The 20,145-nt window shown below is 70.8% G+C and carries 19 protein-coding genes and 2 tRNA genes; 6 read left to right on the top strand and 15 right to left on the bottom strand.

The genetic code is table 11. From position 1 onward, the window contains the following. Positions 1-89: 89 nt before the first annotated feature. From AB0O93_RS02845 to AB0O93_RS02835, 3 genes are all read left to right on the top strand, one after another. On the top strand, positions 90-755 hold the full coding sequence (locus tag AB0O93_RS02845) for a fasciclin domain-containing protein (protein ID WP_363340304.1): 666 nt from the start codon (positions 90-92) through the stop codon (positions 753-755). A gap of 235 nt (positions 756-990) precedes the next feature. Further along, a complete protein-coding gene (locus AB0O93_RS02840; protein WP_363340302.1) occupies positions 991-2,229 on the top strand; it encodes a serine/threonine-protein kinase in 1,239 nt (412 codons plus the stop codon). A gap of 42 nt (positions 2,230-2,271) precedes the next feature. After that, positions 2,272-2,347, top strand: a tRNA-Lys gene (locus AB0O93_RS02835). Positions 2,348-2,409: 62 nt separating this feature from the next. Here the strand turns inward: AB0O93_RS02835 and AB0O93_RS02830 are convergent. From AB0O93_RS02830 to AB0O93_RS02770, 13 genes are all read right to left on the bottom strand, one after another. Then, positions 2,410-2,862: a GNAT family N-acetyltransferase gene (locus AB0O93_RS02830; RefSeq protein WP_363340300.1), complete on the bottom strand. Its 453-nt coding sequence runs from the start codon at positions 2,860-2,862 to the stop codon at positions 2,410-2,412. Further along, the gene (locus tag AB0O93_RS02825) at positions 2,859-3,437 is read right to left on the bottom strand and encodes an isochorismatase family protein (protein ID WP_363340298.1); all 579 of its coding nucleotides are present in this window, start codon (positions 3,435-3,437) and stop codon (positions 2,859-2,861) included. Before AB0O93_RS02825 ends, AB0O93_RS02830 begins: the two co-directional genes overlap by 4 nt. 31 nt (positions 3,438-3,468) lie before the next feature. Then, a complete protein-coding gene (locus AB0O93_RS02820; RefSeq protein ID WP_363340296.1) occupies positions 3,469-3,867 on the bottom strand; it encodes a hypothetical protein in 399 nt (132 codons plus the stop codon). Position 3,868: 1 nt separating this feature from the next. Beyond that, a tRNA-Thr gene (locus AB0O93_RS02815) sits at positions 3,869-3,944 on the bottom strand. 84 nt (positions 3,945-4,028) lie between these two features. Further along, entirely contained in the window at positions 4,029-5,588 is a 1,560-nt protein-coding gene (locus AB0O93_RS02810; RefSeq protein WP_363340294.1) for an alpha/beta hydrolase, read from the bottom strand. Beyond that, positions 5,585-6,742: a DNA polymerase III subunit delta' gene (locus tag AB0O93_RS02805; RefSeq protein WP_363340292.1), complete on the bottom strand. Its 1,158-nt coding sequence runs from the start codon at positions 6,740-6,742 to the stop codon at positions 5,585-5,587. The genes AB0O93_RS02810 and AB0O93_RS02805 overlap by 4 nt, the downstream gene beginning before the upstream one ends. 31 nt (positions 6,743-6,773) lie before the next feature. Further along, on the bottom strand, positions 6,774-7,436 hold the full coding sequence (gene tmk, locus AB0O93_RS02800; protein ID WP_363340290.1) for a dTMP kinase: 663 nt from the start codon (positions 7,434-7,436) through the stop codon (positions 6,774-6,776). Then, positions 7,433-10,141, bottom strand: a complete 2,709-nt coding sequence (gene topA / locus AB0O93_RS02795; protein ID WP_363340289.1) for a type I DNA topoisomerase — start codon at positions 10,139-10,141, stop codon at positions 7,433-7,435. Before topA ends, tmk begins: the two co-directional genes overlap by 4 nt. Before the next feature lie 85 nt (positions 10,142-10,226). Next, the gene (locus tag AB0O93_RS02790) at positions 10,227-10,547 is read right to left on the bottom strand and encodes a helicase (RefSeq protein WP_363340287.1); all 321 of its coding nucleotides are present in this window, start codon (positions 10,545-10,547) and stop codon (positions 10,227-10,229) included. Continuing rightward, the gene (locus AB0O93_RS02785; RefSeq protein ID WP_363340285.1) at positions 10,547-10,840 is read right to left on the bottom strand and encodes a TadE family type IV pilus minor pilin; all 294 of its coding nucleotides are present in this window, start codon (positions 10,838-10,840) and stop codon (positions 10,547-10,549) included. Before AB0O93_RS02785 ends, AB0O93_RS02790 begins: the two co-directional genes overlap by 1 nt. A gap of 83 nt (positions 10,841-10,923) precedes the next feature. Next, complete coding sequence (locus tag AB0O93_RS02780; protein WP_363340283.1) at positions 10,924-11,157, bottom strand: DUF4244 domain-containing protein; 234 nt, start codon at positions 11,155-11,157, stop codon at positions 10,924-10,926. A 41-nt stretch (positions 11,158-11,198) separates the two neighbouring features. After that, on the bottom strand, positions 11,199-12,191 hold the full coding sequence (locus AB0O93_RS02775; protein ID WP_363340281.1) for a type II secretion system F family protein: 993 nt from the start codon (positions 12,189-12,191) through the stop codon (positions 11,199-11,201). Beyond that, entirely contained in the window at positions 12,176-13,117 is a 942-nt protein-coding gene (locus tag AB0O93_RS02770; protein WP_363340988.1) for a TadA family conjugal transfer-associated ATPase, read from the bottom strand. Before AB0O93_RS02770 ends, AB0O93_RS02775 begins: the two co-directional genes overlap by 16 nt. A 666-nt stretch (positions 13,118-13,783) precedes the next feature. On the opposite strand from AB0O93_RS02770, the gene acs reads away from it, so the two are divergent. Continuing rightward, positions 13,784-15,757, top strand: coding sequence for an acetate--CoA ligase (gene acs / locus AB0O93_RS02765; RefSeq protein ID WP_363340279.1), 1,974 nt, complete (start codon positions 13,784-13,786; stop codon positions 15,755-15,757). Positions 15,758-15,818: 61 nt separating this feature from the next. On the opposite strand, the gene AB0O93_RS02760 is transcribed toward acs, so the two are convergent. Both AB0O93_RS02760 and AB0O93_RS02755 read right to left on the bottom strand, forming a co-directional pair. Further along, positions 15,819-16,286: a RidA family protein gene (locus AB0O93_RS02760; RefSeq protein WP_363340277.1), complete on the bottom strand. Its 468-nt coding sequence runs from the start codon at positions 16,284-16,286 to the stop codon at positions 15,819-15,821. A gap of 4 nt (positions 16,287-16,290) precedes the next feature. Continuing rightward, positions 16,291-16,503 carry a DUF4177 domain-containing protein gene (locus AB0O93_RS02755; RefSeq protein WP_053547872.1) on the bottom strand — a complete coding sequence of 71 codons (213 nt, stop codon included), beginning with the start codon at positions 16,501-16,503 and terminating at the stop codon, positions 16,291-16,293. Positions 16,504-16,607: 104 nt separating this feature from the next. Between AB0O93_RS02755 and AB0O93_RS02750 the strand changes: the two genes are divergently transcribed. Further along, the gene (locus AB0O93_RS02750) at positions 16,608-19,202 is read left to right on the top strand and encodes a transglycosylase domain-containing protein (RefSeq protein ID WP_363340274.1); all 2,595 of its coding nucleotides are present in this window, start codon (positions 16,608-16,610) and stop codon (positions 19,200-19,202) included. After that, a complete protein-coding gene (locus tag AB0O93_RS02745) occupies positions 19,203-20,132 on the top strand; it encodes a metallophosphoesterase (RefSeq protein WP_363340272.1) in 930 nt (309 codons plus the stop codon). The last annotated feature ends 13 nt before the right edge of the window (positions 20,133-20,145 follow it).

The raw sequence follows: 20,145 nt of genomic DNA, 5'->3' as shown, positions 1-20,145 counted from the left end.
TGTGTACGCCAACCGGCGGCCCCCTCCCCAGGGGTTTGAGCAATCACACACACAGCGGTCCACACACGGATCACATACAGGAGGAAGTCATGTCCAGCATCACCACGAAGCGTGTCTCGTCGGGCTTCGCCCTCGCGGTCGCGGCGACGTTCGCACTGACGGCCTGCTCGGGAGCCGGCACCACTGCCGACACCACCGAGGAGCCGATGGAGACCACCGCCCCCATGGAGACCGAAGAGCCCATGGAGATGGACCCGGCCGCGATGCTCGTCGGCCCCGGCTGCGCCGACTACGCTGAGGCCGTGCCGGACGGCGCCGGCTCCGTTGAGGGCATGGCGCTCGACCCGGTCGCCACCGCCGCGTCCAACAACCCGCTCCTCACGACCCTGACCGCCGCGGTCTCGGGTCAGCTGAACCCCGAGGTCGACCTCGTCGACACGCTCAACGGCGGCGAGTTCACCGTCTTCGCTCCCGTGGACGACGCGTTCGCCGCGATCGACCCGGCCGTCATCGAGTCGCTCCAGACCGACACCGAGACCCTGACCAGCATCCTGACGTACCACGTCGTCCCCGGCCAGATCTCCCCCGACGACATCGCCGGCACCCACGCCACCGTGCAGGGCGCCGAAGTCGAGGTGACCGGCTCCGGTGACTCGTTCATGGTCAACGAAGCCAACGTCATCTGTGGTGGCGTGCAGACCGCCAACGCCACGGTGTACCTCATCGACTCGGTTCTGATGCCCCCGGCTGAGTGATCGAGATCTCACCGGTGCCTGGCCGGTGAATGGGGCGGCGCGGCCGCCGGAACCGTGCGAGACGGTACCGGCGGCCGCGTCGCACTTTCCCGAGGCTGCAGGCCAGCGCGGTTGCATACGCACGCGGCCGCCGTCAAGCCTCCGACCGGGATCCGTGCCCGGTTCTACATTTTGAAGACCACCGGGGCCCTCGCTTCCCCTCCCCCGCGGGGGTCCCGGTTCGGGGAGGGATGGCATGACGGATCTGCGCGGGTCGACGACACCGGTCACCGGAGACATCGTCGCGCGCCGGTATCGTCTCCTCGAACGCATCGGCGAGGGCGGGATGGCCCGGGTCTTCCGCGCGCACGACACCTACCTCGATCGTCCGGTGGCGATCAAGATCATGCGGGGCCCGGTCCACGACGCAGTGACCGCGGATCGTGTCCGTGCGGAGACGACCTCTTTGGCCTCCCTCAATCACCACAGCCTCGTCACGCTGTTCGACGCGCACATCGACGAAGAGGGCATCAGCTATCTCGTCATGGAGTACGTCTCCGGCATCACCCTCCGCGACCTCATCGCCGACGGGCCGGTCGCCCCGATCGCCCTGGCCGGGATCGCGACCGATCTCGCCGAGGCCCTTTACGTCGCCCATGAGGCCGGGATCGTCCACCGCGACCTCAAGCCCTCGAACGTCCTGCTCTGGCGTTCCCCGGTGCCGAGCCGCGACTGGCGCGCGAAGCTCGCCGACTTCGGCATCGCTCATCTGCTCGACGCCGGCGAGACGGCCGCGGGTCCGGTCATGGGAACCGCCGCGTACATCGCCCCCGAACAGGCGCGCGGGGCTCCGCCCGCCCCTCCCGCCGACATCTACGCCTTCGGGCTGCTCCTCATCGAAGCCCTCACCGGGGTGCGACCCTACGGCGACGTCGAAGGTGTCGGTGCGGTCGTTGCCCGCATGACCGCCGCCCCCGAGATCCCCCGCACCCTCGATGCCGGATGGCGCCGCCTGCTCCGCCGGATGACGTCGTTGCGACCGGAGGAGCGTCCGAGTGCCCTGGAGGTCGCCGTCATCGCATCCGGCTACGCCCAGGCCTCTCAGCCCGCGCCTCTCATCGACGAATCCACCGCACCCGTGGATGTGGCCGAGCTCGACGCGGGCCCCGTCCCCTCGCGACCGATCACCGATCAGATCCCGGTGACGCTCGTGGGCGCCGCCGCGGCGGCGGCAGCGGGGACCGCGCCGTCGTCTCGCGACACAGGAACCGCCCCGACGCACGGACCGCGCCGCGGGCGACAGCTCGGCCGGCTGGTGTCGGTCCTGATCGCCGGCCTCGCCGCGCTCCTCATCGCGATCGTGACGGTGGTGTGGGCGGCGTCCCTCCCGGAACCCGGATCATGGGGCCTCGACGACGGACCCGCCTCCGAAACGGAGGATGTCTCCGGCGGCGTCCCCGTCCTCGTGGACGCGCCCGTCGTCGACGGCCCGTAGACGCGCATCGCACCCCGTCACGCGAAGTAGGCTGGAAGCCACGGGCCTCTAGCTCAGTCGGTAGAGCATCGGACTTTTAATCCGCGGGTCGTGGGTTCGAGCCCCACGGGGCCCACCAGAAACGAAGGGCGTCGCTGCGGCGGCGCCCTTCGGCGTTCCCGCCCCGGGCGGCACGAGACGTCACGGGCTGTCGGGGCGCAGGACGTACTGGACGAAGCCGCTGTCCTCGGCGACCTGGTCGTAGAGGCCGCGCGCGGCCGCGTTGCCCGCTTGCGTCAGCCAGTAGACGTGTGCGCACCCGGCTTCCCTCGCCCAGTCCTCGACATGCGTGATGAGCGCCCGCCCGCTGCCGTGCCCGCGCGCGGTGGGATGGACGAAGAGGTCCTCGAGGTAGCAGACGTCCTCGCGACTCCACGTGCTCCCGTGCGAAAGCCAGTGGACGAATCCGATCGCCTGTCCGTCGGCATCCTGTGCGAGTGCGCCGTGGAAACCCGAGCCGGCATCGACGAGTCGATCGAAGGTGAGCGCCGTCTGCTCCGGGGTGAGCGTCTCGCGATAGAACTCGAGGTAGTCGTCCCAGAGCGGCAGCCACACGTCCCGGTCCTCGCGGCGGAGACGACGGATGCCGCTCACGGCGTGGACTCCGCCACCTCGGCTCCGGCACGCTGCAGCTCTGCGAGCGCCGCGGAACTCGACGCCTCGGCCACCCCCGCGACGAGATCGCTGAGGATCCGGACCCGGCGCCCGTGCGCGAGGGCGTCCAGCGCCGAGGCGCGCACGCAGTGGTCGGTGGCGAGACCGACGACATCGATGTCGAGGATGCCGTGCCGATCCAGCAGCTCCGACACACGTTCGCCGTCGTCGGTGGTGCCCTCGAAGAGGGAATAGGCGGGAATCCCCTGGCCTTTCTTGACGTGATGCGTGATCGCGGCGGTGTCGAGCTCGGGATCGTACGCCGCCCCGGCGGTGCCGCTGACGCAGTGCACCGGCCAGGAGTCGACGAAATCGGGTTCGGGGTGGAAATGCCCACCGTTGTCGTGGTCAGCGTCGTGCCAGTCGCGGGAGGCCACGATGACGGCGTAATCGTCCGCACGGGCGCGCAGGTACGCCGTGATCCGGCGGGCGACCTCGTCACCGCCCAAGACGGCGAGGGCCCCACCCTCGGTGAAGTCGTTCTGGACGTCCACGATGAACAGCGCCTTGGTCATGGTCCGAGGGTACGCCGAAGCGCCCCGACACTCAGCCGCGTGCGAAGAGCAGAACCAGTGACGCGACCATCGCGACGACGCCGAGGGTGAGCAGTCCCGCACCCAAGCGGACGACACCGCGGACGGCGGGCGAGGCCTGCGCCATCCGGATCCGCCCCCGCACACCGCGCCGGTAGAACACCTCCGCCATGTCGGCGTCACCGATCTCGGCATCCTGATCGGCGGTGAGAACGGCTTCGTTGACGCCACCGACCTCGTCATCGTGCCAGCGTGCGACCCGGCCGGTGTCGGTGTCGTCGATCACGGCGCGCACCGGAAGCCACGTCCCGTCGGCGACGTAGAGAATCAGGGCGATACCGAGCAGAAGCGCACCGAGCCCGATGCCGACCCACGAGAAGATCTCGAAGATCGCCTCGACCGTCTGATCCATATGGAGCCACCTAAGGGAATCGAACCCTTGACCTATTCATTACGAGTGAATCGCTCTGCCGTCTGAGCTAAGGTGGCGCGCGTCGCTCGCGCGATGCACGATCACCGATCTTACAGGGTCTGCGATGCGTCCGCGAACGCGCCGCCGACCCCGTGCCGGCCTCACTCGCAGCGGAGGCCGTTCTCGGGCACGACACCGTCGAGGAGGAACCCCTCCACGGCGGCGTCCACGCACGCGTTGCCCTTGTTGTACCCCGTGTGCCCCTCGCCCACGCGGGTCACGAGGACCCCCGATGCCAGCTGGGCGGCCAGGGCTTCGGACCACTCGTAGGGCGTCGCCGGGTCGTTGGTGGTGCCGACCACGACGATCGGCGGCGCCCCCTCGGCGGCGATGGCTGCGCGCGTCCCTGTCGGCGGGTAGGGCCAATCGGCGCACGAATCGGGACCGGACCAGTACGGGGCGACCGTCGGGGCGCGCTCGGCGAGCTCGGCCGCCGCGGCCTCCTCCTCCGCCTCCGTCACTCCCGCGGGATAGTCCATGCAGTTGTAAGCGCGGAAGGCCTCGGTCGAGTTGTCGAGGTACTCCCCGCCCACGCGGTTGTAGTAGAAGTCCGCCAGGATGAACGCGACTTCGGGGTCGCCGGCGAGGACCCCCGTCAGGGCCTGCGTGAGGAAGTCCCAGCTGTCCTGCGAGTAGAGCGCGGCCACGATCCCGGTCATGAGCGAATCGGCGCCGAGGACGCGACCGTCGACGTTCTCGAGCGGTGCGGCGTCCACCGTCGCCAGGAGCGTCGCGAGATCGGCCATCGCGTCGTCGACCGAGCCGCGGAACGGGCACGCATCCTGCGTGAGGCAATCGGCCATGTAGGCGCGCAGGGCGGACTCGAACCCGACGCCCTGGGTCGTGGAAACCTCCGTCACCGGGACGGATGGGTCGATGGCCCCGTCCAGGACGAGCCGACCGGCGCGCTCCGGGAACAGTTCTGCATACGTGGCCCCGAGGAAGGTGCCGTAGGAGAAGCCGATGTAGTTCAGCGCGGCGTCGCCGAGCACCCCTCGGAGGAGGTCCATGTCGCGCGCGGAGTTCTCGGTGGTGATGTACGGGAGGATGCCGTCGCTGTTCGCCTCGCACGCCTGCGCGAACGCGGCGTTCCGCTCGGTCAGCTCCGCCTCCCACTCGGCGGAACCGCGGGGATTGCGCGGCACATCGAAGAGGTAGGCGTCCATGTCCGCGGCGTCGAAGCATCGGACGGAGGTGGATTCACCGACGCCGCGGGGGTCGAAGCCGATGACGTCGTAGCTGTCGCGCAGCGCCTGCCCGACGGCGAACCCGAGGGAATCGCGGATGAAACCGACACCGCTCGCGCCGGGGCCGCCCGGGTTGGTGAGGAGCGACCCGATGGCCGTGCCGCTCTCGGCGCGGTTGCGGATGACGGAGAGGTCGATCTCGCCCGCGCCGGGGTCGGCGTAGTCGAGCGGGGCGCGCACCGTGGTGCACTCCATCGCGTCACCGCACGACGTCCACTCCAGGGTCTGCTCGTAGAACGGGCGCAGCTCTTCGGGGACGCCGGTGCTGTCGGGTGTCGCACTGGAGGTCGCGGCGGGTCGTTCCTCCGGGATCATCGCGTACAGGCATCCGCTCAGGACGAGCGTCGTCGCAGCGAGACCCGCCACGATGGCGAGGGGGCGGCCCGTTCGACGACGGGGTGACGTGGTGTTCACGGGGTCCTTCCGCTGGCGACGGTGATCAGCATGCTCTCGAGGGCGAGGGCGGGGGCGGCGTTCATCTCCAGGTTCTCACGCGTGCGACCGATCGCGTCCAGGACGACCAGGGTGCGCTCCGGCGACCACGTCCCGGCGAGGTGTCGGAGATCGGCATCCATCTCGCGGTTGATGAGGTCGTCGCGACCGAACTGGAGCATGACGACGTCGCGGAACATGGATTCGAGATCGGTGAGCACCCGATCGATGCCGTCGCGGAGGCTGCGCGTGGCGCGTCGCTTCTGCTCGTCCTGCAGCGCCGTCACCTGCGAGCGCACCGCCGGCGGCACCGGGCCGCCCTCGGGCACGCCGAGCGTGCGCAGCAGCGACGCCCGCTCGGCCTCGTCGCGCTCGGCGGTGAGGGAGGTGGCGTCCTCGGTCGCCGCCTGGACGATCCGTCCGGCCACCTCCACGGCGTCGCCGACCCCGCGCACGGCGAGCACCGCCCGGAGCGTGCGGTCGCGGCGGTCGCGCGCGGCCTCGTCGGTCGCGAGCCGCTGGGCCATGCCGATGTGGCGCTGGGCGTGACGCGCCGATCGTTCGGCGATCTCGGGGTCGGTTCCGGTGCGCGCGGAGATGAGGCGTGCGACGTCGGCGACGTCCGGTTCGCGCAGGCGCAGAGTGCGCACGCGCGAGCGGATCGTGGGGAGGAGGTCGGCATCGCTCGGTGCGCACAGGATCCACACGGTCCGCTCCGGCGGCTCTTCGAGCGCCTTCAGCAGCACGTTCGAGGTGCGCTCGGCCATCCGGTCCGCATCTTCCATGATGATGACGCGGAACCGGCCGAGCGACGGGGAGAAGTACGACCGCTCCACGAGCGCGCGCGCGTCCTTGATGGAGATGATCACGCCCTCGGTGCGCAGCGCCGTGAGGTCGGGGTGCGTTCCGGCCAGGACCTGTCGCTGTGCGTGCTCGTCGCCGGGCTCGGCGATCAGCGCGGCCGCGAAGGCGTGGGCGAGGGTCGAGCGCCCCGAGCCCGGCGGACCGGTGATGAGCCACGCGTGCGTCATCGCCGACGGGTCGTCGACGGCCTCGCGGAGGGTGGCCACCGCCTCGGGCTGGCCCCACACTTCGCTCCACGGCGCGGGGGCCGTGTCGAGGCGCGGGGAATCCATGGGCATCAGCCTAACCGCGGTCTCCGACGCCTCAGGGGGCGTCGGGGAGCATGCCGGCGACGCGGGAGCGGACCGCCTCGGCGAGGTCCGCCGCCGGGCGCGTCGCGTCGAGGACGAGGAAGCGATCGGGCTCAGCCTCGGCCAGCGCGAGGAACTCCGTGCGCACGCGGATGTGGAAGCCCTCACGCTCGGCTTCGAGGCGGTCGAAGGGCTTGTCGTCGGCATCCAGCCGTCCGCGGGCGACCCTCGGGTCGAGGTCCAGCAGGACGGTGAGGTCCGGGAGGAGACCTTCGGTGGCCCAGAGGGACAGGTCGCGCACCTCGTCGCGCCCGAGGACGCGCCCGGCACCCTGGTAGGCGACGGAGGAATCGAGGTACCGGTCCTGGATCACGGTGTCGCCGCGGTCGAGCGCGGGACGCACGACGGTGGCGATGTGGTGCGCGCGGTCGGCCGCGTAAAGCAGCGCCTCCGCGCGCGGCGCGATGTCGCCGCGATGGTGCAGGACGATGTCCCGCACCAGGACGCCGACCTCCGTCCCGCCGGGCTCACGGGTGCGGACGACCGTCCGACCGGACTGTTCCAGCCACTCCTGAAGAAGGGTGGACTGCGTGGTCTTGCCCGCCCCGTCGCCGCCCTCGAAGGTGACGAACAGTCCCGCGTGCGGCCGATCCGCAGCGTGCGCGGGAACGCTCACTTCTTCGCCGGGGCCTTCTTCGTCGTCGTCCGCCGCGCCGTGCGCTTGGGGGCGGGGCCCTTGGCGCGCTTGTCGGCGAGCAGCTGCACGGCGCGCTCGAAGGTGATCTCCATCGCGTCCTCGCCCCGCGGAACGGTCGCGTTGACCTCACCGTCGGTCACATAGGGACCGAAGCGGCCGTCCTTCAGCTTGATGGGCTTGCCGCTGGTGGGGTCCGCATCGAACTCCTTCAGCGCGCTGGATGCCGCGCGGGCGCCGTACTTCGGCTGGGCGTACACCGCGAGCGCCTCCTCGAGCGTGATGTCGAAGATCTGCTGCTCGCTGGAGAGGGTCCGCGAGTCGGTCCCCTTCTTCAGGTACGGACCGTACCGGCCGTTCTGGGCGGTGATCATCTGCTCGGACTCGGGGTCGATGCCGACCTCGCGGGGCAGCTCAAGCAGGCGGAGCGCGGTGTCGAGGTCGATCTCGTCGACCGACATGGACTTGAACAGCGACGCCGTCCGCGGCTTGGGCGCGGCGACCTTCTTCGCCCCGCGCTTCTTCGGTGCGGGCGTCTCGACGGCGGCCTCGCGGACCTCGCCGGTCTCGGGGTCGACCTCCTCCTCGGCGGGCGGATCGATCTCCTGCACGTACGGTCCGAAGCGGCCGTCCTTGACGATGATCAGCTTGCCGCTGGCGGGGTTCTCGCCGAGCACCCGGTCTCCCGCGACCGGCGCATCGATGAGTTCCTGGGCCTTGGCCGGGGTGAGCTCGTCGGGGGCCAGGTCTTCGGGGATGTTGACGCGCCGGGGCTCGCCCTCCGGGTTCTCCGGATCGGCGACCTCGAGGTACGGGCCGTACTTCCCGAAGCGGAGGACGGCGACATCCCCGATGGGCGTGGAGTTCAGGGCGCGGGCGTCGATCTCGCCCAGGTTGTCGACGATGTTGCGCAGCCCCACGTGGGCGTCGGAGCCGAAGTAGAACTCCTTCAGCCATGCGACGCGGCTCTGCTCGCCGCGCGCGATGGCGTCGAGGTCGTCCTCGAGCGCGGCCGTGAAGTCGTAATCGACCAGGTCGGGGAAGTGCTGCTCGAGCAGACGCACCACGCTGAACGCCAGCCAGCTGGGGATCAGGGCCTGTCCGCGCTTGACGACGTATCCGCGGTTGATGATCACGTCGATGATGCTGGCGAAGGTCGAGGGCCGGCCGATGCCCTTCTCCTCGAGCGCCTTGACCAGGCTCGCCTCGGTGTAGCGCGGCTTGGGGCTGGTGGCATGGCCCTTCGGCTCGACGTCGGAGAGCGTGAGGACGTCGCCGACCGACAGTACCGGAAGCGACTGATCGTCCTGCGCGTCGGATTCGTTGCGCTTCTCGTCGCGGCCTTCCTCGTAGGCCTCGAGGAAGCCCTTGAAGGTGTAGACGGTGCCGGAGGCGGTGAACTCCGCCCGTCGACCACCGGCGTCCACGGCGAGGGTGACGGTCGTCGTCTCGTACTTGGCGTCGGACATCTGGCTGGCCATCGTCCGCTTCCAGATCAGGTCGTACAGACGCTGCTCGTCGCGGTCGAGTTCACCGCCGACTTCCGCGGGCGTGCGGAAGGTCTCGCCGGTCGGGCGGATCGCCTCGTGGGCCTCCTGGGCGTTCTTGGCGTTGTTCCGATAGGTGCGGGGGTTGGCGGGCACCGCGGCGTCGCCGTACATCTGCACCGCCTGGGCCCGCGCGGCCTGCACGGCCTGGGTGCCCAGCGCCGTGGAGTCGGTTCGCATGTAGGTGATGAAGCCCTTCTCGTACAGACGCTGGGCGACACTCATGGCGTGCTTGGCGCTCATCGAGAGCTTGCGTCCCGCCTCCTGCTGCAGCGTGGAGGTGGTGAAGGGGGGCTTGGGGCTGCGGGTGCCGGGCTTGGCCTCGACCGAGGCGACGGATGCCGTCCCGGCGGCCTCGATGGCCGCGGCGAGCTCCCGGGCGGCCTGCTCGTCGAGGACGACGACGGCCTTCCGGAGCGATCCGGTGTCGTCGAAGTCGGTTCCCCTCGCGAGGGCCGCACCGTCGACGCGGGCGAGTCGAGCAGAGAAGGAACCGCCGGCCTCGGCGGCGGCCAGGGTCGCGATGTCCCAGTAGGAGGCCGAGACGAACGCCATGCGCTCGCGCTCGCGATCGACGACCAGGCGCGTGGCGGCGGACTGCACGCGACCGGCCGACGTGCCCTGCTGCACCTTGAACCACAGCACGGGGCTGACGTCCCAGCCGTACAGGCGGTCGAGGATGCGACGGGTCTCCTGCGCGTCGACGAGCGCGAGGTCGAGCTCGCGCGTGTTCTCGACGGCCGCGCGGATGGCGTCCTTCGTGATCTCGTGGAAGACCATCCGCTTGACGGGGACCTTCGGCTTCAGGGTCTCCAGCAGGTGCCACGCGATGGCTTCGCCCTCGCGGTCTTCATCGGTGGCGAGCAGGAGCTCGTCCGCCCCCTTCAGCGCACGCTTGAGCTCGGTGACGGTCTTCTTCCCGCGATCGCTCTCGACGTAATAGGGGTCGAAGTCGTTGTCGATGTCGATCGAGTACTTGCCGTACGCCTGCTTCTTGTCCGCAGGGATGCTCTTCTTGTCCGCGAGATCGCGGATGTGTCCGACGGAGCTGAGTACCTCGTAATCGTCACCGAGATACCCCTGGATCGACCTCATCTTCGTCGGAGACTCGACGATGACGAGCTTCTTGCCTTGTGCCAAGGGGGGCGTCCTTTCTTCGTCGCACACCATACACGGGGTGGGGTGGGGCGGATGCTGTGAGTCGGCGCCCCGGCCCGCGCGGCGCTCACCCGGGAGGCGGGCCCGCACGGGCGGTCGCAGAGGTCGCGAAGACGCCGAAGCGCGCAGTCACGGTGACGGTGACGATGAAGCCGTCGATGACGCACGCAGCGACCGACGCCCCCGCCGTCGCGGCGAGCTCGGCCGCGCGGTCGCACGGATCCCCGGCCGCGAGTCCGGTGACGGTGTCCGCGGCGGCGAGGGCCGAGGTGTCCGCCGCGCCGGCGAGGCGCTGGGAGTGGATCGCGGCCGCGCCGACCGCGGAGAGGCCGGCGACAAGGGTGGCGGAGGCGGCGAGGATGCCGATCACGGCGGCGGTCGACGCCATCAGCCGCCTCCCGCCAGCGCACAGCCGGTCGCGGCGAGGGTGAGGACCGCGACCGGCGCCCGGGCGGTGACGCACACGATGTCGTCGCGATGCTCGATCGTCGCGGTCGCGTCGTCCACGGCCGCGGCGACGACGGCGTGGACACGGTCCGCGCTCTCGCCGCGCGCGGCCAGGCGCGCCGCGTCGCTGACGGCATCCTGAAGTCGCACGCCGCGAGCCGTCGCACCGAGCGCGCCGATCCCGAGCGCCAGCACGATGACGATCGCCGGCAGGGCGACGGCGAACTCGGCCACGACCGATCCACGGTCACCCCGCCACGGCCGCCCGGAGGTCGCCCGCGACCGACGGGCGCGCGGCATCCGCCGCTCGAGGGGCATCACGCCACGGTCAGCGCGCGGCGGATGAGATCCGTCAGGATCCCGCGGACCTCATCGCTGCGCATGATGACCACGAGGAGCCCCGCGAAGGCGACCGCCGCCATGGTGGCGATGGCGTACTCCGCCGTGGCGGCGCCGTCGTCGTCGGCGAGCGAGCGCGCCGCGGGACGGTAGAGGCGCTCCGCGCGGCGGCGGGTGAGGGGCGGGAGGGTCGTTCGGGTCGACGGGAACATGGATTCTCCTTTATTCGGGTGAGGGAGGGTGACGGGCGGAGTCAGAGGGTGAAGGGCATCGTGCTGATGACGCTGAGGAGCATCGGGCCGACGCCGAGGAGGAGGAACGCGGGGAGCGTGCACACCCCCAGCGGCAGCAGCAGGCGGGTGGAGAGCCGCGCCGCGCGCAAGCGGCCGTCCACGCGCGCGCGATGACGGGCCAGCACGGCCCACGCCCGCAGCAGATCGACCGCGGGCACACCGGCGGTGCGCGAGAGCGCGAGCACCGCGTCGGTGTCGTCGCGCGGCGGTGGGTTCACGTCGCGCCCGGTGTCCGCCGGCGGGGTGGGACGCGCCCGCGCGACGAGCTCGACCGCGCGGTCGATGGACACACCGCCGCTCAGCGCGATGGCGAGGAGTTCAGCGCGGTGCCCCGGGACGGCCTCGCCTCCGCTCGCCGCGCGGACGAGCCGCAGGCTCCAGCGATGCGCGAGAAGGATGAGGACTCCCCCGAGGACGAGGCAGACGATCCCCAGCGGATGGGAGAACAGGATGCCGAGGGTGTCGAAGCCGAGGACGGCTCCGAGAACCACGGCGGCGATCGGCAACCAGGCGAGGAGCCGGGCGGTCCCCGCCGGTTCCGCCAGCGCGATCCGGACGTCGTCGGCCGCGGCACGCGCATCGCGGAGCGCATCGGCGAGCCCTCGGAGACTCTCCGCGAGGGGCGCTCCGACGACGGTCGCCACCTGCCAGGCGGCCCCCACCTCGCGCCACTCCCCCGTATCGGTGTCATGACGACCGCGCCGACGGCTCCGATGTCCGCCCGCGGGACGGGCGGGGACCCCGGCGTCTCCGATCGCGTCCGCAAGTGGGCGACCCGCCGACACCGCCGCCATGACGCGGGCGGCTCCGGCGTCCCCGGTTCCGGCGAGGTACTCCCACGCGCGGTGCGGAGCGATGCCCGCCTGCAGCAGGACGGCGAGCTGAAGGATACTCTCCGCCGCCGAGGTCATCTCAGCCGTGGCGGTCGGCCGGACCGTCACCGCGGCGGCCACGGCTCCTCCTCGATCTCCAGTCGCCCGTCGGGGCCGACGCGAGGTCGCCCGACACTCCGCAGGCGCCGGATGCCGGCGGCGTCCTTCTCCACATGGAGGATCCAGTGCAGGGCGCTGGACGCCTGCCGCGCGAGCGCCTGGTCGCTCAGCCCGGCGAGCGCGCCGAGCGCCTCCAGACGCGCGGCGACGTCCGCCAGCCCGTTCGCGTGGACGGTCCCGGCGCCGCCGTCGTGCCCGGTGTTCAGCGCGGACAGCAGCTCGCGCACCTCCTCGCCCCGGCACTCGCCGACCACCAGCCGATCGGGCCGCATCCGCAGCGCCTCCCGCACGAGGCGGGCCAGACCGATGCCGCCGGCCCCCTCGAGATTCGGCTGGCGCGCCTCGAGGCGCACGTGATGCGGGTGGACGAAGGAGAGCTCGGCGACATCCTCGATCGTGACGATCCGCTCGCGCTCGGACGCCGCGCTCAGCATCGCCGCGAGAAGAGTGGTCTTCCCCGCCCCCGCCGCTCCGGAGACGAGGACGTTCTCACGGCGACGCACGATCTCCTCCAGCCACTCCCGCCCCGCCGCGTCGAACATCCCACCCGCCTGCAGCACGCCGAGGTCTGCGCGCGTGCGCCGACCCACGCGGATGGACAGCGCGGTGCCTCCGCCGGACACCGGAGGGAGCACGGCGTGCACGCGGAGCCGCCCGCCGACACGGACGTCCACGCAGGGCGAGGCGTCGTCGATGTGCCGCCCGCCCGCCCCGATCAGAGCGACGGCCAGGTCGCGCACGTCGTCCTCGTCCCAGGACCACCCGGAAACCGGCTCGGCACCGCGGCCCCGGTCGACGTACAGCCCCCGCGCACCGTTGACGAACAGGTCGGTGACCTCGGCATCGCCGAGATGGCACGCCAGCTCCTCCCAGGCGGCGTGGCGCACGACGGGGAGCGGGGTGTCGTCGTCGCTCGGCGCGGGCTCCTTTGCGACCGGTCGGGAGAAGTCCGGCATCCGCGGGATCACGTCCGGCCACGCCCCGCTCGTCTGAGGACCCGCCCGGGTTCCGTCGCCCTCCTCCGGAAGGACAGGGTCGATCGGCGTCGGCGCGGGCATCTGCCACCACGTCGCCGGCGGCGCCGACGCGTCCAGCCAGGCCACCGGGTCGCGGACGGGATCCTGCCTGCGGGGCACGAAGCGTTCGGTCATGACGACGACGCTAGGAACACGGGCGCACGGGACGGGGGACGCGCGCCTCTTCGGTGGAGAACCGGTCCGGTCGCACCGCTGGGGAGGAGGGGAACCCGCGCAAAAAAAGAGGGGCGGCATCCCATGGGGGGAATGGGATGCCGCCTCGGGCGACACCACACTTCGGGGGGCGGGTCGGGTGTCGCCGATGCCAGAATCGATGTTCGGCCGAGTGACAGCCTATGCGACGCGCCGGAGGCGACCAAACGCCCCTTCGATGATTCTCACCGACCTCTCACCGATACCCCGCCGGTATCCGGCTCCCCACTATCGGAGGTAGTGCGCGCACCGGAGGCCTCGCTAGCCTTCGAGACAGACTCGCCGGATGCCGGCATCCGACCTCAGGCCGCAAAGGAGCGCGCGATGAGCACGCAGATCGACCACCTTCTGAACGAGACCCGCCGCTTCAGCCCGCCGGACGGATTCGCCGCGCAGGCCGTCGGATCCGCCGACCTCTACGCGCGCGCCGCCGAGGATCGCGAGGGGTTCTGGGCCGATCAGGCCCGCGAACTCCACTGGCACACGCCCTTCACCGAGGTGCTCGACTGGTCGACCCCTCCCTTCGCGCGGTGGTTCGGCGACGGCGAGCTCAACGTCGCCTACAACTGCCTGGACCGGCACGTCGAGGCAGGACACGGTGATCGTGTCGCGCTCCTGTGGGAGGGAGAGCCCGGCGACGAGCGCGCCCTCACCTACGCCGAGCTGACCACGGAGGTCTCCCGGCTCGCCAACGTGCTGGAGGGCCTCGGCGTCGGGGAGGGCGACCGGGTCGCGATCTACCTGCCGATGATCCCGGAGGCGGTCGCCGCGATGCTCGCGGTCGCGCGCATCGGCGCCATCCACTCCGTCGTCTTCGGCGGGTTCTCGGCCGACAGCCTGCGCTCGCGCATCGACGACGCCGGCGCGAAGGTGGTCATCACCGCCGACGGCGGCTACCGCAAGGGCAAGGTCTCGGCCCTCAAGCCGGCCGTAGACCTGGCCCTCGCCGACCGCAACGGCTCGGGCGTCCAGGAGAGCGTCGAGCACGTGATCGTCGTCCGCCGCGGCGGCAACGACGTCGACTGGGTCGAGGGCCGTGACCTGTGGTGGCACGACGTCGTCCCGGCGGCGGCGCCGACGCATGAGGCGCGCCCGTTCCCCGCCGAGACCCCCCTGTTCATCCTGTACACCTCGGGAACGACGGGGAAGCCCAAGGGCATCCTGCACACCTCCGGCGGCTACCTCACCCAGGCGGCCTTCACGAACCGCGTCGTCCACGACATCCACCCCGACACCGACGTGTACTGGTGCACCGCGGACGTCGGATGGATCACCGGCCACACCTACGTCACGTACGGCCCCCTCGCCAACGGCGCGACCCAGGTCCTCTACGAGGGGACGCCGGATGCCCCCCACCCGGGGCGCTGGTGGGAGATCATCCAGAAGTACGGCGTGACGGTGTTCTACACCGCCCCCACGGCGATCCGGTCGTTCATGAAGATCGGCCGACAGGTGCCGCAGGGTTTCGACCTGTCGTCGTTGCGGGTGCTGGGCTCGGTCGGCGAGCCGATCAACCCCGAGGCCTGGGTCTGGTACCGCGACATCATCGGGGCCGAGCGCACGCCCATCGTCGACACGTGGTGGCAGACCGAGACCGGGGCGATGATGATCTCGGCCCTTCCCGGCGTCACCGAGACGAAGCCCGGCGCGGCGCAGGTCGCCCTCCCCGGCATCGCGATCGACGTCGTCGACGACGACGGCGAGCACGTGGGGACCGGCAACGGCGGCCTGCTGGTGGTCACAGAACCCTGGCCGAGCATGCTGCGCGGCATCTGGGGAGACCCGGAACGGTTCGTCGAGACCTATTGGGAGAAATTCGCCGATCGCGGGTTCTACTTCGCGGGCGACGGTGCGCGCCTGGACGACGACGGCGACATCTGGCTCCTCGGCCGCGTCGACGACGTCATGAACGTCTCCGGCCACCGTCTGTCGACCGCGGAGATCGAGTCCTCGCTCGTCGCGCACGAGGCCACCGCCGAAGCCGCGGTCGTCGGCGCCTCGGACGAGACCACCGGCCAGGCGGTCGTGGCCTTCGTCATCCTCAAGCAGAGCTACCTCGACCGGCACTCCGCCGAGGGGGTGGCCACCACGCTCCGCGCCTGGGTCGGCGAGCAGATCGGTCCGATCGCCCGGCCGCGCGACATCTACATCGTCGGGGAACTGCCCAAGACCCGATCCGGGAAGATCATGCGGCGGCTGCTGCGCGACGTCGCCGAGGGTCGCGAGGTCGGCGACACCACGACGCTTGCGGACACGATGGTGATGAGCACGATCCAGGCGAAGATCACCACGAAGTGACGCATGCGTGAGGGCCGGCATCCGTCACGCGGAACGGATGCCGGCCCTCACGTGCCTCAGGTCAGACGAGCGCGAAGACGACCTCGACCTCGACGGGCGAGTCCAGCGGCAGGACGGGGACTCCGACGGCGGAGCGCGCGTGACGTCCCGCGTCGCCGAAGATCTCACCGAGCACCTCGCTCGCGCCGTTGATGACGCCGGGCTGACCGGTGAACTCCGGAACGGACGAGACGAATCCGACCACCTTCACTACGCGGCCGAGGCGGTCCACTCCGCCGGCGACGTCCGCGGCGGCGGCGATCGCGTTCAGCGCGCAGGTGCGGGCGTAGTCCTTCGCCGCGGCGGGATCGACGAGGCCGTCGCCCTCGCCGACCTTGCCCGTCGCGGGAAGTGCGCCCTCGCGCATCGGCAGCTGGCCGGAGGTGTAGACGAGGTCGCCGTGCACGGTCGCCGGGATGTACGCGGCGACGGGGGGCACGACACCGGGGAGACGGATGCCGAGCTCGGCGAGCCGCGCGGAGACGCTCACCGGCTCAGCCTTCGAACTGCCGCGCGGCCTGCGCCGCGGCATCCAGTCCGGCGTTGGCGTCTCCGCCGCCGACCGGGCGCTTGAAGTAGGCGACGAGCCCGCCCTCGGGGCCGGGGATCACCTGCACGAGCTCCCAGCCCTGTTTGCCCCAGTTGTTGAGGATGGCGGCGGTGTTGTGGATCAGCAGGGGCGTGGTGAGGTACTCCCACGTCGTCATCGCGACTCCTGGCGTGTTCGGCGGAATGAAGCGGAAGAACGGGGATCACGCGCAGGGCATGCCTGTCAAGGGATCGCCCAGGTATCTCCCTTACGATCAAGCCTATGCCTGATACCAAACGCACGGCCACCGGTGTGCTCGGGGGCCTCGCAGGACTCGTCGGCCTCAGCGCCGTCGCCGGCGTTCTCATCACCGCCACGGTGACCCCCGCGATCGCGGTGTCGGGTTACGCGGCCTCCAGCGCCATCACGATGTTCGACAACCTCCCCAGCGTCCTCGAGATCGACAAGCTCATGCTGCCGACGACGCTGTACACGAAGAACCAGGACTCCGGCGAGTGGGAGGAGTGGACGCAGTTCTACGACCAGAACCGCTCCCCGGTCGAGTTCGACGAGATCGCGCCGGTCATGTACGACGCGATGCTCTCCAGTGAGGATCCGCGCTACTACCAGCACGGCGGCGTCGACCTCATCGGCACGACGCGTGCGGTGCTCTCGAACGTCCAGGGCGGCGGCGAGACGCAAGGCGGATCGACGATCAGCCAGCAGTACGTCAAGAACATCCTCGTCCAGCGGTGCGAAGCCACCGCGGAGACCGAGGACGAGAAGCAGGCGTGCTGGTTCGAGGCGACCACCGCCGCGGGCACCGAGGGCATCCAGCGCAAGCTCCAGGAGATGCGCTACGCCATCGCCCTCGAGCAGCGGTACTCGAAGAACGAGATCATGCTCGGGTATCTCAACATCGCCAACTTCGGCGGCACGACCTACGGCATCGACGCCGCGGCCAAGCGCTACTTCGGGGTGTCGGCGGGCGAGCTGAACCTCGCGCAGGCCGCGACCCTCGCCGGCATCGTGCAGAACCCGAACACCTACCGCATCGACCTGCCCGGCAACGAGCGCAACGGCGCCGACAACGGCTACGCGCTGACCAAGCAGCGTCAGCAGTACGTGCTCAGCCGGCTCCTCGACGACGGGAAGATCACCCAGGAGCAGTACGACGAGCTCTTCGACGCCCCGATCGAGCCGAACATCACCACCCCGCGCACCGGCTGCACGGCGGCGGCGGGTGGCGAGTACTTCTGCCAGTACGTCCGCAGCGTCATCGAGAACGATCCCGCCTTCGGCGAGACCCCCGACGAGCGCCGTGAGGCCCTCCGTCGCGGCGGACTGAACGTCTACACCACGATCGACTGGCGCCTGCAGAACGCCGCGAACGCGTCGATGTCGACCTACGCCCCGACCTCGGTCGAGGGGATGAAGTTCGGCTCCACCGCCGTGAGCATCGACAACACGACGGGGAAGATCCTCGCGATGTCGCAGAACACGCGCTTCGACGAGACGATCACCGGCGACAACAACTTCAGCTCCATCGTGTTCGCCGGCGACCGCACCTACGGCGGCTCGCGCGGATTCGCCGCAGGGTCGACGTTCAAGCTCTTCACCCTCGTCGACTGGCTCGAGCAGGGCCGATCCGTCCGCGAAGTGCTGAACGGCGTCAACCGCGCGTTCCCGCGCATGACGAACTCGTGCACGGGAGATTGGGTCAACACCGAGAACACCACCATCGGCAACTTCGGCCGCGTGCCCGGTTACATCGGCACGCCGCTGCAGTTCACCGCGGCGTCGCTGAACTCGGGCTACCTCGCGATGGCGGCCGAGCTCGACCTGTGCGACATCGCCAACGTCGCGACGAAGATGGGCGTCACCACCGGTGACGGCGAGCCCATCACGATGGGCGTGGCCAACAAGGTCATCGGCGACGACAACATCTCCCCGATCGCGATGGCCGGCGCCTACGGCACCGTCGCCAACAACGGCATCTACTGCCAGCCGCGCGTCATCGAGAGCGTCACCGACTCCGACGGCAACGACATCCCGCTCCCCGAGCGCACGTGCGAGCAGGTGCTCGAGCCGGGGGTCGCCGCGACCGCGGCGTTCGCCCTCGAGGGCGTCATGAACGGCGGCGGCACCGGTGCGCAGGGCAACCCCTTCGACGGCACGCCGCTCATCGGCAAGACCGGTACGCACGAGGAGCTGCAGACGTGGCTCGTGGAGTCCTCGACGAACGTCTCCACCGCCGTGTGGGCGGGCAACATCGAGGGCGGCGGAGACATGTTCCGCAACTGGCACAACGGCATCCAGCTCTCCAATCTGCGCTACTTCATCGCGCGGGATGTCCAGGGAGCGGCGAACTCGCTCTTCGGCGGAAACCCGTTCCCCGCGCCGGACAGCAACCTGACGCGCCAGGTCCTCCGCGACCTTCCCAACGTCGTCGGTCAGTCCATCGACCAGGCGACCGCGACGCTCCGCAACGCCGGCTTCAGCGTGACCGTGGGCGAAGCGGTGGACTCGTCCGAGCCCGAGGGCATCGTCGCGGCGCAGAGCCCCGGCGCCGGTCGCGTCGCCGGCGGCACGTCGGTGACGATCAACCCGTCCAACGGTCAGGGCATCTCGGTGCCCGCCGTGTCGGGATCGCTGAGCGCGGCCATCTCGGCGCTGCGCAACGCCGGCTTCGGCAACGTCAGCCCCGGCAGCTGCCAGCAGGACGAGAACGCCGGCGGCGGCGAGCAGGCGACGGGCACGAACCCGGCCGCGGGCACCCTCGTGAACCGGAACACCGCGATCAGCGTCGACTACGTCAGCCGCAACTGCGGCGGCGGCGGCGAGAGCCCCGCGCCCGACTCCGACAGCGACGGATAAGTGACGCACACCGTCACGCGGACGGCCCTCACCGCCTTCGGGGCGGTGGGGGCCGTCGGCGTCGCCACGGCCGTCTGGGGCGTCGCCGTCGAGCGCTATCTCTTCACCGTCCGTGAGCACACTCTGCCCCTCCTTCCCGCCGGCTCCCGCGACCTGCGGATCCTGCACGTCTCGGACGCCCATATGGCGCCGTGGCAGCACCGGAAGCAGCAGTGGATGGCCGCGCTGGTCGAGCTGCACCCGGACCTGGTGATCAACACCGGCGACAACCTCGGCCACGCCGAGGGTCTCGTCGGCATCCGTCGGGCGTTCGCTCCGCTCCGGGGGATCCCCGGCTTCTTCGTCCACGGGTCGAACGACCACGTCGCACCGTCCCCCCGGAACCCCCTGAAGTACTTCACCGGCCCGTCGCGGCACCAGCCTAAGGCGGAGTCCATCGACGCCGACGCCCTCGACGCGTTCCTCGTCGACGACCTCGGCTGGACCGACCTCAACAACGCCGCGGGTGTCGTGGAGGCCGCCGGCATCCGGGTGGCGGGCTTCGGCGTCAGCGACGCGCACCGGCGATGGGACCGATTGGACTCCCTGCCCGCAGCGATCGCCGCGACGGAGAGCACGGATGCCGCGCTCCACGTCGGCGTGACGCATGCGCCGTACCGGCGCGTGCTGGACCGCTTCATCGACCTCGGCGCGGACGCGATCTTCGCCGGTCACACGCACGGCGGGCAGGTGCGCGTTCCGGGCTACGGGGCCCTCGTGGCGAACTGCGACATCCCGCTCCGCCAGGCACGCGGTCTCAGCGCCTGGGAGCACGGCGGGCGGGCCGCGCCGCTGAACGTGAGCGCCGGACTCGGACACTCGATCTACGCCCCCGTGCGGTTCGCGTGCCGGCCCGAGGCGAGCCTCCTCGTCCTCACCGCGCGCGGCTGAGCACCCCTCCTCC

The organism is Microbacterium sp. NPDC077184 (assembly GCF_040687055.1).
GTDB lineage: Bacteria > Actinomycetota > Actinomycetes > Actinomycetales > Microbacteriaceae > Microbacterium.
The sequence above is the reverse complement of the archived record's forward strand: the minus strand, read 5'-3'. Positions and strand labels throughout refer to the sequence as shown.